The sequence below is a fragment of the Polaromonas eurypsychrophila genome, from assembly GCF_014641715.1.
Classification (GTDB): domain Bacteria; phylum Pseudomonadota; class Gammaproteobacteria; order Burkholderiales; family Burkholderiaceae_C; genus Polaromonas; species Polaromonas eurypsychrophila.
Genome location: NZ_BMIG01000008.1, coordinates 51,069 through 64,176, shown reverse-complemented (window position 1 = coordinate 64,176; position 13,108 = coordinate 51,069). Strand labels below are relative to the sequence as shown.

General features: G+C 61.4%; 13 protein-coding genes. 12 read left to right on the top strand and 1 reads right to left on the bottom strand.

Features of this window, described 5'->3' with window-relative positions:
- Positions 1-9 precede the first annotated feature (9 nt).
- Positions 10-651: a response regulator gene (locus IEX16_RS12180; protein WP_188708761.1), complete on the top strand. Its 642-nt coding sequence runs from the start codon at positions 10-12 to the stop codon at positions 649-651.
- A gap of 201 nt (positions 652-852) precedes the next feature.
- Positions 853-2,448, top strand: coding sequence for a PAS domain-containing sensor histidine kinase (locus tag IEX16_RS12175; protein ID WP_188708760.1), 1,596 nt, complete (start codon positions 853-855; stop codon positions 2,446-2,448).
- A 329-nt stretch (positions 2,449-2,777) separates the two neighbouring features.
- Here the strand turns inward: IEX16_RS12175 and IEX16_RS12170 are convergent, their stop codons facing one another.
- Entirely contained in the window at positions 2,778-3,845 is a 1,068-nt protein-coding gene (locus tag IEX16_RS12170) for an MBL fold metallo-hydrolase (protein ID WP_188708759.1), read from the bottom strand.
- Between the two features lie 89 nt (positions 3,846-3,934).
- On the opposite strand from IEX16_RS12170, the gene IEX16_RS12165 reads away from it, so the two are divergent.
- The 10 genes from IEX16_RS12165 (at position 3,935) to IEX16_RS12120 (ending at position 12,976) form a co-directional block, all read left to right on the top strand.
- Positions 3,935-4,336 carry a MerR family transcriptional regulator gene (locus tag IEX16_RS12165; RefSeq protein WP_188708758.1) on the top strand — a complete coding sequence of 134 codons (402 nt, stop codon included), beginning with the start codon at positions 3,935-3,937 and terminating at the stop codon, positions 4,334-4,336.
- A gap of 50 nt (positions 4,337-4,386) precedes the next feature.
- Complete coding sequence (locus IEX16_RS12160) at positions 4,387-4,848, top strand: PaaI family thioesterase (RefSeq protein ID WP_188708757.1); 462 nt, start codon at positions 4,387-4,389, stop codon at positions 4,846-4,848.
- A 16-nt stretch (positions 4,849-4,864) separates the two neighbouring features.
- On the top strand, positions 4,865-6,115 hold the full coding sequence (locus tag IEX16_RS12155; RefSeq protein ID WP_188708756.1) for an isovaleryl-CoA dehydrogenase: 1,251 nt from the start codon (positions 4,865-4,867) through the stop codon (positions 6,113-6,115).
- 65 nt (positions 6,116-6,180) lie between these two features.
- The gene (locus IEX16_RS12150) at positions 6,181-7,122 is read left to right on the top strand and encodes a sodium-dependent bicarbonate transport family permease (RefSeq protein ID WP_188708755.1); all 942 of its coding nucleotides are present in this window, start codon (positions 6,181-6,183) and stop codon (positions 7,120-7,122) included.
- A complete protein-coding gene (locus tag IEX16_RS12145; protein WP_229676317.1) occupies positions 7,119-7,427 on the top strand; it encodes a P-II family nitrogen regulator in 309 nt (102 codons plus the stop codon). Before IEX16_RS12150 ends, IEX16_RS12145 begins: the two co-directional genes overlap by 4 nt.
- Before the next feature lie 184 nt (positions 7,428-7,611).
- Entirely contained in the window at positions 7,612-8,271 is a 660-nt protein-coding gene (gene can / locus IEX16_RS12140) for a carbonate dehydratase (protein ID WP_188708754.1), read from the top strand.
- 12 nt (positions 8,272-8,283) lie between these two features.
- Positions 8,284-10,107, top strand: coding sequence for a bifunctional isocitrate dehydrogenase kinase/phosphatase (aceK, locus tag IEX16_RS12135; protein WP_188708753.1), 1,824 nt, complete (start codon positions 8,284-8,286; stop codon positions 10,105-10,107).
- Positions 10,104-10,586: a hypothetical protein gene (locus tag IEX16_RS12130; RefSeq protein ID WP_188708752.1), complete on the top strand. Its 483-nt coding sequence runs from the start codon at positions 10,104-10,106 to the stop codon at positions 10,584-10,586. Before aceK ends, IEX16_RS12130 begins: the two co-directional genes overlap by 4 nt.
- A 20-nt stretch (positions 10,587-10,606) precedes the next feature.
- Complete coding sequence (locus IEX16_RS12125) at positions 10,607-11,800, top strand: acetyl-CoA C-acyltransferase (RefSeq protein WP_188708751.1); 1,194 nt, start codon at positions 10,607-10,609, stop codon at positions 11,798-11,800.
- Between the two features lie 45 nt (positions 11,801-11,845).
- Positions 11,846-12,976 carry an acyl-CoA dehydrogenase family protein gene (locus IEX16_RS12120; RefSeq protein WP_188708750.1) on the top strand — a complete coding sequence of 377 codons (1,131 nt, stop codon included), beginning with the start codon at positions 11,846-11,848 and terminating at the stop codon, positions 12,974-12,976.
- The last annotated feature ends 132 nt before the right edge of the window (positions 12,977-13,108 follow it).

Below are 13,108 nucleotides of genomic sequence, written 5' to 3'. Positions count from 1 at the left end.
GTCAGTCCTATGCCACGTGAACCCCAGACTTTTGAGAGCGCCATCACGGCCAATGATTTCTCCAGCGACGACTACTGCGGTACCACCTATGCCGCCAAGCTGCTGGGCTTGTCGGTCGCTACCGTGCAGGCCCTGGTTGAAAAGGGCGAAATTGAGGCCTGGAAAACACTGGGCGGTCACCGCCGGCTGTCATTGCGTGCCATCAACGCCTACCTGCAAAAACACAGTCCGCAACTGGCGCCCGCAGACCCCGATCCGCGCAGCCGCTTGAGCGTTCTGGTGGTGGAGGACGACGAAGACGCGCGCGAGCTCTACAAGGCCCATTTCGAGGAGTGGGACATGGCGGTGGACTGCAGCTTCCTGCCCTCCGCGCTCGAAGCCCTGATGGACATCGCCACCATGCGGCCGGACCTGTTGATCACGGACCTGAACATGCCCGGTGTCGATGGCATGGAGATGTTGCGCGCGCTCAAGCGCAACCAGCAACTGGTGGCTATGCAAATCCTGGTGATCAGTGGCCTGCCCCGGCAGGCGGTGGCAGAGCGCGGCGGGCTTCCACCCAATTCGCATCACCTCGAAAAACCCATCAACTTCGATTGGCTGCACGGCTACGTGACAGCACTGTTGGTGGCCAACCGGAAGTGGCGTTGAAGCACAGTACTGCACCTCGAAAATAGCGAAACATGAAAGCGCTTCTTCGCACCCATGGCGGCGTTGCAACCCTTGCGAAGGCGTACAGCCTTCGCTGCGGCTTGCGCCTTGCCCTGGGCACGAATCCATCACTTTCATCATGTTCCGCTACTTCCGGGTTGCAGTACTAACGCGCACCGGCGCCTGGAAAAAGCGGCTACCGTGCAGTCTCCATTGGCCGTGTTCCGCGCGTGGCTGCAAGCGCTCCGGTCGGGCCGACCTCGACCGGTCTGGGCTCACACCCTCGCCGGCAGCGAATCGGCCGACGGCAAGGGTTTTCAGGCCAGTCTGGAACTGGCCAGTCAGGGCATCATCGTGCTCGACGCTGACTGGAAAATCGTGGCGCTCAACAGCCAGGCGCAGACGTTGATTCATTCGTCCGGCGCCAGCTTGCCCGGAATGGAGTTCTGGGAAGCCGTCCCGGATCTGGTTGCGGAAAACCACCGCAGCCTTTCCGAGCAAGCTTTGCAAGGCGGTTTTTCGCATGCCTTTGTTGTCCACGATTCGTTCGAGGACCAGTGGATCGAGTACGGCCTCAGGCCGCATGCCTGCGGCATCGTGGTCAACCTGCGCGATGTCAGCGACACCCGCCAGGCTTTGCTGCTGCTGCAGGGCAGTGAGTTGTGCAACCAGAGTCTTTTCGACGGCAACACCCAAGCCATGTGGCTGCTGGATGCCGATTCCCGGCGTGTGCTGGCGCTCAACAAGGCCGCGGCTGCTTTCTACGGCCTGCCGGTCGACACCACGGCCCTGCCGAAGGTCGAGGCCTTTTTTCCGGACGGAGAGGCGGTGCGCTGGCTGGCCAGCCTGCCTGGCGGTGACTTCCAGCAGCAGATGCGGGTCTGCACACAGCGCAAGATGAATGGCGAACTGGTGCTGGTGGAGCTGGCCTGCAGCACCGTGCAATGGTTTGAGCGGCCAGCCGCACTGGTCAGCGTGGTGGATGTCGGGGCGCGGCATTTTGCCGACATCCAGTTGCACCAGCTCAACGACACGCTGGAGCAGCGTATCGCGCAATGCGGCACCGACCTGCACCGCAGCCGCCAGGAGCTCCACACCTTCACGCAAGCGATGTCCGAGTATCTGAAGGCGCCGCTGCATGTCGTCAGCGGTTTCGCGGCCGTGCTGGCGGAGCGTTATTCGGTCGCGCTCGACGAACAGGGCCGTCATTACCTTGCGCGTATCCGCGTCAGCACCCGCCAACTGGCCAAACTCATCGACGACCTGCGTACGCTGGCCCATTTGCCGGGCGTGATGCTCAACCCCGAGCCGGTGGACCTGGCTCCGTTGTGCCACCGGCTGATCGAGGACTGGCGCAAGCGCGAGCCGCAGCGTCAACTGGTGCTTGAGATCCCGCAGACGTTGCCGATGTTTGGCGACAAGAATCTGCTGGTCACGGCGGTGGACTGTCTGATGGAAAACGCCTGGAAGTTCACCGCCAAAAAAGAACAGGGCTGGATCAAAGTCGCGCTGGTGGCTGGCGCATCCCTGGGTGACCGCGTGCTGATGGTGGCGGACAACGGGGCCGGTTTCGATGCGGCCTATGCTGACAAACTGTTCACCGCCTTTCAGCGTTTGCATTCGTCCGCTGATTTTCCTGGCGGTGGTCTGGGCCTGGCCATCGTCAAACGGGTGGCCGAGCGTCACGGTGGCGCTGTCTGGGCCACCACCGCAGACAACGGCGGTGCCAGTTTCTTTATGTCGCTGCCGCAAGGGGGTAGCCGGGATTTTCCGCCGGGCCGCCCCAAGGAAAATTAGCCCCCTCGGCGGGGCAGAGAGCTACACGCGGGGACCCTCTGCATAACTCGCGCCGCGCGCGGCGAGGCTTTTGCGGGACGAGCCGTGAGGCGCAAAACCCAAGGCAAGGCTTTCTGCCTTGCCTGGTTTTGTAACGAAGCGGATCGCCCGCAAAACCGCGCCCCTTCGGGTTCGGACCAAAACGGGCGCTTTCCTCACCAAACCCCTTGCGTGTGCTTCAGCACACGCTGCACGGTGTTGGCAAGCAAATCATCCCGTTGTGGACCCGAACGCGCATGGCGGGAGTTATGCAGAGGGTCCCTGGTAGAGCGAACGTGGGGGCAATATTTCTAGGCGGGCTCAAACCGGTAGATGCCGTCGCTGTTCAGCGTACGTCGCAGCTTGCCCTCGAACCACAGCGTATGCAGGTGGGCCACGGCCTCACCCATGGCAAAGGTGGTCTGGTGCAGGTCCAGCGGGCGTTTGAACATCACTGGCAAGATGTCGGCGCCGCTGCAGGGACTGGCTGTGCAGGCCTGCATTACTTCAGCCAGCCGGTCGCGGTGGTGATCATGCAACTGGTCAATCCGCGTATGCAGGCCGCGAAAAGGCTTGCCATGAGACGGCAGCACCAGCGTGTCGGCATCCAGGGGTCTGAACCTGTCGATGGATTCGAGAAACAGCGTCAATGGGTTGGACTCGGGCTCCACGTCATAGACGCTGACGTTGGTCGAGATGCGCGGCAGCACCATGTCGCCCGATATCAGCACCTTGAGCGCCTCGCAGGTCAGCGCGATGTGTTCCGGCGCGTGGCCGTAGCCGCTGATGCAGGTCCAATCGCGCCCGCTGATGCGAATCACCTGTCCATCCATCATGCGGTGAAAACTGCTGGGGACGGCCGGCACCAGTCCGGGGTAGTAGTTGCTGCGGCCACGAATCTGCTCCAGGTAGTCGGCGTTGGTCAAGCCGTGCGAGGCAAAAAACCCGGCTGAATTTTCACCGCCAAAACCGGTGCTGCCGCGAATGCTCAGACTGGCCGTGTTGTAGTCGGTGGCGCTGATCCACAGCGGCGCTTTCCAGCGTTCGCACAGCCAGTGCGCCAGCCCGAGGTGGTCAGGATGCATGTGTGTCACGATGACGCGCAGGATCGGCAGGCCTTCAAGCTCGCAGGCAAAAATCTGTTCCCACTGGGCTTTCGCTTCGTCCCGGCTGACGCAGCAATCAACCACGGTCCAGCCCTGCCGCCTGCCTTGCGGGCCGTCAAGCTCGTCGCGCAGCAGCCACAGGTTGATGTGATCCAGCGCAAACGGCAGACCCATGCGCATCCATTTGACGCCAGGCGCCACCTCCAGCGTGCTGCCGGCGGCCGGCAAGGCGTCGCCCCAGGGGTAGAGAAGTTGCGCTTCCTGTGCATTCATCTTGTAAGATCACCGATTCATTGACGTTTACGTTAACGTAAACAGAGGACCCATTACACCTGATTTCCTGTCACCCCGGTTTCACACACATGGCAAGCACCACCTATTCCATCAGCGACCTGGCCAAAGAGTTTGACCTGACCACGCGCGCGATCCGGTTTTATGAAGACATGGGGCTGCTGCAGCCGCAGCGCGAAGGGCCGGGCGGGCGCAGCCGGGTGTACACCACCCGTGATCGCACCCGGCTCAAATTGACCTTGCGTGCCAAGCGCCTGGGCCTGAGCCTGACCGAGGCGCGTGAAATCATCGACACCTACGACAGCCCGCGTGACACCGGGCCGCAACTGACCAAGTTCCTGGCTGTGCTGGCCCAGCACCGCAAACAACTCGAAGAGCAGATGGCCGACCTGCAGGCGAACCTGGAAGAAGTGAAAGTGCACGAGAAGGAGGCCCGCGCGCTGCTGTCCAAGACCAGCAAAAAAGCAAAATAAGCCATAATTGACGTTTACGTAAACGTCAACCAAAAAAAGCGAGACCGCGCATGGATCAGCCTGACTTCAAGCCAAAAGACGAGGGTTACGCGGCCCGCGTGCGGGACAGCTTTGCGCTGCAGGGTGCGATGGCCACTCTTGGCGCTTCGCTGGGTGCGATCGAACCCGGGCGTGTGGTGATCGAGCTGCCCTGGGCCGCCGGCCTGACCCAGCAGCATGGCTTTTTGCATGCCGGCATGGTGGCGACGGCGCTGGACTCGGCCTGCGGTTATGCGGGCTTCACGCTGATGCCAGAGGGCTCCGGTGTATTGACCATCGAATTCAAGATCAACCTGCTGGCGCCCGCCAAAGGCCAGCGTTTTCGCATGGTCGGACAGGTCATCAAGCCCGGCCGCACCGTCACCGTCACCGAAGGCCGGGCATACGCCATCGACGACGGGCGTGAAAAGCTGGTCGCCACCCTGGGCGCCACGCTGATGACCATCACCGGCCGTGACGACGTCAAGAATTGAATCTCAAGGAGACTCCATGAACAACCTGCCAGGCCTCAACTTCCAGCTCGGTGAAGACATCGACGCACTGCGCGATGCCGTGCGCGAATTTGCGCAGGCCGAAATTGCGCCACGCGCCAGCGAGATCGACCGCAATGACCAGTTTCCCGTAGACCTCTGGCAAAAAATGGGTGACCTCGGCGTGCTTGGCATCACTGTCAGCGAGGAATACGGCGGCGCCAACATGGGGTACCTCGCGCACATGATCGCGATGGAAGAAATCAGCCGGGCCAGCGCTTCGGTGGGGCTGTCTTACGGCGCGCACAGCAACTTGTGTGTGAACCAGATCAAGCGTAACGGCACAGATGCCCAACGCGCGAAATACCTGCCCCAGCTGATCAGCGGCGAACATGTCGGTGCGCTGGCCATGAGTGAGCCCGGCGCCGGCAGCGACGTGATCAGCATGAAGCTCAAGGCTGAAGACAAGGGCGGTTATTACCTGCTCAATGGCAGCAAGATGTGGATCACCAACGGCCCCGACGCCGACACCCTGGTGGTCTACGCCAAGACCGAGCCCGGGGATGACGGCCCCCACGCTTCGCTGCCCCCCGGGGGGGCTGGTTCGCCTAGGGGCGGCCCGTCGGCGAACCGCGGCGCGCACAGCATCACCGCCTTCCTGGTCGAAAAAGGCATGAAGGGTTTTTCGGTTGCGCAAAAGCTCGACAAGCTGGGCATGCGCGGTTCCCACACCGGCGAGCTGGTGTTCAGCAATGTCGAGGTGCCGGCGCAAAACATTCTGGGCGGGCTCAACAGCGGCGCCAAGGTGCTGATGAGTGGACTCGACTACGAACGCGCGGTGCTCACCGGCGGGCCGCTGGGCATCATGCAGTCGGTCATGGACAACGTGATACCCTACATTCACGACCGCAAGCAGTTCGGCACCAGCATTGGCGAGTTCCAGTTGATCCAGGGCAAGGTCGCCGACATGTACACCGTGCTGCAGGCCGGCCGCTCGTTTGCCTACACCGTCGCCAAAAACCTCGACATGTTGGGCACCGAACACGTGCGCCAAGTGCGCAAGGACTGCGCCTCGGTCATTCTCTGGTGTGCTGAAAAAGCCACCTGGATGGCTGGCGAAGGTGTGCAGATTTTTGGCGGCAACGGTTATATCAACGACTACCCGCTGGGCCGGCTCTGGCGCGATGCGAAGCTGTATGAGATTGGTGCGGGCACCAGCGAGATACGCCGCATGCTGATCGGTCGCGAGTTGTTTGCCGAAACAATGTAAATCAACGGGGCGCGGCAGGTGAGAATACCTTTCATGACGACATCCCTCCACGGCAACCCCGCATCATGAACGACGTCGTCATCCTCTTTTTTCTGCTTGGCCTTGCCGCGGGCCTGGTCCGCTCGGAGCTGAAACTACCTTCCAGCCTGTATGAAACCCTGTCGATTTTCCTGTTGCTGACCATCGGCATCAAAGGCGGCGAGGGTCTGGCAACCCAGGCACTCGGCCCGCTACTACCGCAGCTGGGTGCCGTGATGCTGCTGGGTGTGGCGCTGACGCTGATCGCCTTCGCCATCCTGCGCACCGTGGGGCGCTTCCCTCGGACAGACGCCGCATCTATTGCCGCCCATTACGGCTCGGTGAGCGTGGCCACCTTTGCCGTGGGCGCCAACTGGTTGCTGGCCCGTGGCATCAGTTACGAGCCGCAAGTTGCGGTTTTCCTGACCGTCATGGAGGTGCCTGGGATCATGGTGGGCATCTTGCTGGCGCGCGGCCTGGGCAAAAAAACCGACTGGAAAGGACTGGCCCATGAGACGTTTCTGGGCAAAGGGGTGTTCCTGCTGATGGGCGGCATGGCGATCGGCTGGGCAGCGGGTCCTGAGGGGCTTGCGCCTGTCAAGGCGCTTTTTTACGATTTGTTCAAAGGTGCGCTGGCGCTGTTCCTGCTGGAGATGGGTCTGATTGTGAGCAGTCAGCTGAGCGGCTTCCGCCAGCGCGGCGTATTTATGATCGCTTTTGGCCTGCTCATGCCCGTGTTGTCGGCGCTGCTGGGCTTGGGCTGCGGCGTGATGCTGGGGCTGTCGGTGGGAGGCGCGACGCTGCTCGCCACCCTGGCGGCGAGTGCGTCCTACATCGCGGTGCCAGCAGCGATGCGCCTCGCATTGCCAGAAGCCAATCCGACCCTGTCGCTGGCCGCCGTGCTCGGGGTTAGCTTTCCCTTCAACATTCTGGCCGGTATTCCGCTGTACCACTGGCTGGCCAGCCAAATCGTCGGAGCCGCACCATGACCCTGCAGCTGGAAAAGAGAACCGTACTCACCGTGATCACCGAAGCGGCCATGGAAAAAACCATGCTGCGCGACCTCAAGCAGCTGGGTGTACGCGGCTACACCGTTCTGGATGCCCGCGGGCAGGGCAGCCGTGGCGTACGTGACGCGGCATGGGGAGAGGCCGCCAACATCCGCATCGAGGTCATTTGCACGCGCGCGCTGGCGGAAACGGTGTTGCAAGATTTCCTGATCCGCTATTACGACAATTATGCGATGGTGGCTTTTCTCCAGGACGTCGAAATTGTTCGTCCCGACAAGTTTTGATTGTCCGCAACCTGACGACGGGCCTTTGTGCGCCACGCGGTGCTGACCTGGCTGTTGAATGACACTTCCGTAAGTCGTGGACGGGAAGCTTGTTGCCTTTCGCCTGAACCCTGCCCCAGGGGCTTCGACAGGCTCTGTCCGAATAGCGTGATGTCATGAACCGCAAACATACATAAGATATTTCATGCCCTCTATTCAAGATCTCTTCTCCCACAACCGCGCCTGGGCCGGGCAAATGGAGCGCGAGCGCCCCGGTTTTTTCACCAGCCTGGTCAAGCAGCAAAAGCCCAGGTACATGTGGATAGGCTGCTCGGACAGCCGGGTGCCGGCCAACCAGATTACCGGCCTGGAGCCAGGCGAGGTGTTTGTGCACCGCAACGTCGCCAACATCGTAGTGCACTCCGACCTCAATGCGCTATCGGCCATCCAGTTCGCGGTGGAGATGCTCAAGGTCGAACACATCATGGTGGTCGGGCACTACGGCTGCGGCGGTGTGCAGGCGGCGCTCGACGGCGCGCGCATCGGTCTGGCCGACAACTGGATACGCCACATCCAGGACGTGCGCCACCGCCACCGGCAACTGCTCGACAGCCTGTCGGGCGCCGTGCGTGCCGACGCGTTGTGTGACCTCAACGTGATCGAGCAGGTGGTCAATGTTTGCGTCAGCACCGTCATGGTCGATGCCTGGGCCAAGGGCCAGAAGGTCAGCATCCACGGCTGGGCCTTTGGCGTGCATGACGGGCTGCTGCAGGACCTGAAAATGACCATCTCCAACCCTGCAGAACTCGATGATTTCTACCGCGCGGCGGTTGAACGGGTCTGGGACACACGCCGCGCGTCGTAGACAATAATTGCCATGTTTCCGCAGCGTCTGGACTCGCCCCTAGCCTATGACATCGCGAAGGCGATGATGGATGGCTTCAACCGGCACTACCAGCTGTTTCGCACCGAGTCGGCGCGCGCCAAACACCGTTTTGAAACCGCTGACTGGCACGGCCAGCAGCGTGCGCAGCGCGAGCGTATCGAGTTCTACGACCTGCGGGTGCGCGAAGCCTCGACGCGGCTGGAGCGTGAGTTCAAGGCCGGTGAGCAGCCGATGGACGTCTGGCACCAGATCAAGTTGCATTACATCGGTCTGCTGGTGAACCACCATCAGCCGGAGCTGGCCGAGACCTTTTTCAATTCGGTCACCACCAAAATCCTGCATCGCAGCTATTTTCACAACGACTTCATCTTTGTGCGGCCGGCCGTCAGCACCGAATACATCGAAAACGACGAGCTGGCCACGCGGCCGACCTACCGCGCTTATTACCCCCAGCGCGACACGCTCCACGAACACCTGGTTCGCCTGGTCAGTGACTTCGAGCTCCGCATCGCGTTTGAAGACCTGGCGCGTGACGCCGGTTATGTGGTGGAGGAGTTGAACAAGCGACTTGGCGAAGTGAAGCTGCGCGCCAATTTCCAGATCCAGGTGCTGTCCAGCCTGTTCTTCAGGAACAAGGGCGCGTACATCGTCGGCAAACTGATCAACGGATTCAGCGAGTTGCCCTTTGCGCTGCCGCTGCTGCATGCCAAATCAGGGAAGCTGGCGATTGACTCGGTGCTGATCGGCGAAGACGACCTGCTCATCCTCTTCAGCTTTGCGCGTGCCTACTTCATGGTCGACATGGGCATACCCTCGGCCTATGTGCAGTTTCTGCGCAGCATGATGCCGCGCATGCCGCGCGCCGAAATCTACAACGCGCTGGGTTTGGCCAAGCAGGGCAAGACGCTGTTCTACCGCGACTTTTTGTACCACCTGCGCCATTCCACCGACAAGTTCCGCATCGCCCCTGGCATCAAGGGCATGGTCATGCTGGTGTTTGACCTGCCGTCTTTTCCCTATGTGTTCAAGGTTATCAAGGATTATTACCCGCCTCAAAAGGACACCACGCGCGAGCAGATCAAGGGCAAGTACCTGCTGGTCAAGCAGCACGACCGGGTCGGCCGTATGGCCGATACGCAGGAGTACAGCGAGGTGGCTTTTCCGCGCGAACGTTTTGACGACGAATTGATTGCCGAGATTGAAAAATTCGCTCCCAGCCAGTTGGAAATCAGTGACCGCGACGGCGACGGCCAGCTAGAGGTCATCATCAAACATGTCTACATCGAGCGGCGCATGATTCCGCTCAACATCTACCTGCAGGAAGCGTTTGACGCCGGCGTGGACGACCCGTTCGCCAGGGGCCAGATCGAGCGCGCCGTGTTGGAGTACGGCAACGCCATCAAGGACCTGGTGGCCGCCAACATCTTCCCCGGCGACATGCTCTGGAAAAATTTCGGCATCACGCGCCACGGCAAGGTCGTGTTCTACGACTACGACGAGATCGAATACATCACCGACTGCAACTTCCGCAAGGTGCCGACGCCGCGCAACGAGGAAGAAGAGATGAGCGGCGAGGTCTGGTATTCGGTCGGCCCCAAAGATGTCTTCCCGGAAACTTTCGGCCCTTTCCTGCTGGGCAATAACGCGGTGCGCGAAGTGTTCATGAAGCACCATGCGGACCTGCTGGAGGCCGCCTTCTGGCAAGGTCACAAGGAGCGCATCGCCGCAGGGCATGTGCACGACGTGTTTCCCTACGAGCGTGAGCGCCGCTTTGTGCGCAAGTACGCGCCAGACCAGGCCGAAAGCAAGCCATGAGAGACGCCTGGGAATACGCCAGCTTCGTGGTGACCGCGCTGGCCCTGCCATTTGCCATCATTTTCTTTGCACTCGAGCAGCGCAAGGAGCGCGACAACGAAGACGAAGAGGCATACCAGTTGCTGTCTGACGCTTACAACGACTTTCTGAAGGTGGTGCTCGCCAACCCCGACCTGCATCTGCGCACCAACGAGGCCCTGTCACACCCCACGACCGAGCAGAACGAACGCGCCATGATCATCTACGAGATGCTGATCTCGCTGTTTGAGCGCGCCTACATCGTGGCCTGGCGCGAGCGCATGACCGACGTGGAGGCGCGCCGCTGGAACAGCTGGGATGACTACATTCGCGACTGGTGCCGCCGTGAGAGTTTTTTCAATGCCCTGCCGCTGTTGTTGCGCGGTGAGGACCCGCAATTCCAGAAATACATCCTGCGTGTCGCTGAAGAAGAGCGCGGCACCGTGATCCAGCTTGTTTAATCATCTTCAAGGAGAAAACCATGTCCACATCCACCACCGATCCCATCGTCATCCTGGGCGCAGCCCGCACCCCCATGGGTGCTTTCCAGGGTGACTTTTCCAGCCTGTCCGCGCACGACCTGGGCGGCGCCGCCATCAAGGCCGCGATTGAGCGCTCGGGCATCGCACCCGAAAAAGTTGATGAAGTGCTGTTTGGCAACTGCCTGATGGCCGGCCAGGGCCAGGCTCCGGCGCGCCAGGCTGGCTTCAAGGGTGGCCTGCCAGCCAGCGCCGGCGCGGTCACGCTGTCCAAGATGTGCGGCTCCGGCATGGAAGCCACGCTGCTCGCCCATGACCAGTTGCTGGTTGGTAGCCGCGACGTGATGGTGGCCGGCGGCATGGAAAGCATGACCAACGCGCCGCACTTGCTGCTCAAGGGCCGCAGTGGCGTGCGCATCGGCCACGACCGTATTTTTGACCACATGATGCTCGACGGCCTGGAAGACGCTTACGAACCGGGCCGCGCCATGGGCACCTTTGGCGAGCAGTGCGCCGACAAATACAAATTCACGCGCGAAGCGCAGGACGCCTTTGCCACGACCAGCGTGAACCGCGCCAAGGCCGCCACCGAATCCGGCGCCTTCAAGGCCGAGATCACGCCGGTCACCGTCAAGGGCCGCGGTGGTGAGACGGTGATTTCCATCGACGAAGGTCCGGGCAAGGTCAAGCTCGACAAGATCCCCACGCTGAAACCCGCGTTCAGGAAAGACGGCACCATCACCGCCGCGTCCAGCTCGTCGATCAACGACGGTGCTGCCGCACTGGTGCTGGCGCGCGCATCGACCGCCAAAGAACTCGGTGCCGAGCCGATTGCCCGCATCGTCGGCCACGCCACCTTTGCGCAAGAACCCGAGTGGTTTACCACCGCGCCGGTCGGCGCCGTCAACAAGCTGCTCAAGAAAATCGGCTGGAGCGTCAAGGACGTGGACTTGTGGGAAGTCAACGAGGCCTTCGCCGTGGTGCCCATGGCCGCCATGAAAGAGCTGGGTATCAGTCATGACATCGTCAACGTCAACGGCGGCGCCTGCGCGCTGGGCCACCCGATTGGCGCCAGCGGCGCGCGCATCATCGTCACGCTGATCCATGCGCTGCAAGCCCGCGGCCTTAAAAAAGGCGTCGCCACCTTGTGCATTGGGGGCGGTGAAGGCACGGCACTGGCTCTTGAATTGCTATAAATAGCATAGCTGCTTGCGCACATTCCCTATGGGCTGGAGGCCGATTTGATACTTAATTCCGAGCAGGAACAGATTCGCGACGCGGTGCGCGACTTTGCGCAAACCGAACTCTGGCCCCATGCCGCGAAGTGGGACAAAGAGCACCACTTTCCGGTCGAGGCGCACAAGGGCCTGGCCGCCCTCGGCGCCTACGGCATTTGTGTGCCGGAAGAGTGGGGCGGCGCCAACCTCGACTACCTGACGCTGGCGCTGGTGCTGGAAGAAATCGCCGCCGGTGACGGTGGCACCAGCACGGCGATTTCCGTCACGAATTGCCCGGTCAACGCCATCCTGATGCGTTACGGCAATGCGGCCCAGAAAAAGCAGTGGCTGACACCGCTGGCGCAGGGCCACATGCTGGGCGTGTTCTGCCTGACCGAGCCGCATGTGGGCAGCGACGCGTCGTCACTGCGCACCACGGCGGTGAAGGACGGCGACGGCTACGTCCTCAACGGCGTCAAACAGTTCATCACCAGCGGCAAAAACGGCCATGCGGCGGTGGTCATCGCTGTCACTGACAAGGGCGCTGGCAAAAAAGGCTTGAGCGCCTTCATGGTGCCGACCGATGCGCCCGGTTACGTCGTCGCGCGGCTTGAAGACAAGCTGGGTCAGCACAGCAGCGACACCGCGCAGATCAACTTCGACAACTGCCGCATCCCTGTCGAGAACCTGATTGGCGCGGAAGGCGAGGGCTACAGGATTGCGCTCGGTGGGCTGGAAGGCGGGCGCATTGGCATTGCCGCGCAAAGTGTGGGCATGGCGCGCAGTGCGTTTGAGTTTGCCCTGCACTATTCCAAAGAGCGCCAGAGTTTCGGCACCGCGATCTTTAACCACCAGGCGGTCGGTTTCCGCCTGGCTGACTGTGCGACCAAGCTCGAAGCCGCGCGTCAGCTCATCTGGCACGCGGCGAGTTTGCGTGACGCAGGCCTGCCCTGCCTGAAGGAAGCGGCCATGGCCAAACTTTTTGCCAGTGAGATCGCCGAAGAAGTCTGCAGCGCCGCGATCCAGACCCTGGGTGGTTACGGATACGTCAGCGACTTCCCGGTGGAACGGATTTATCGCGATGTGCGTGTCTGCCAGATTTACGAAGGCACGAGCGATGTTCAGAAAATCATCATTCAACGTGCACTGACTTAGGAGCTTGTCATTGCGGGCTAGATCCGCAATCCATGCAGGCGTACCAGTGGCGGTAGTTGATGCACCTGGATACCGGTCAAGCCCGGGAAAACCAGGCCCACCCCCGTTGAGGCTCACTGCGTGTAGCCTCCT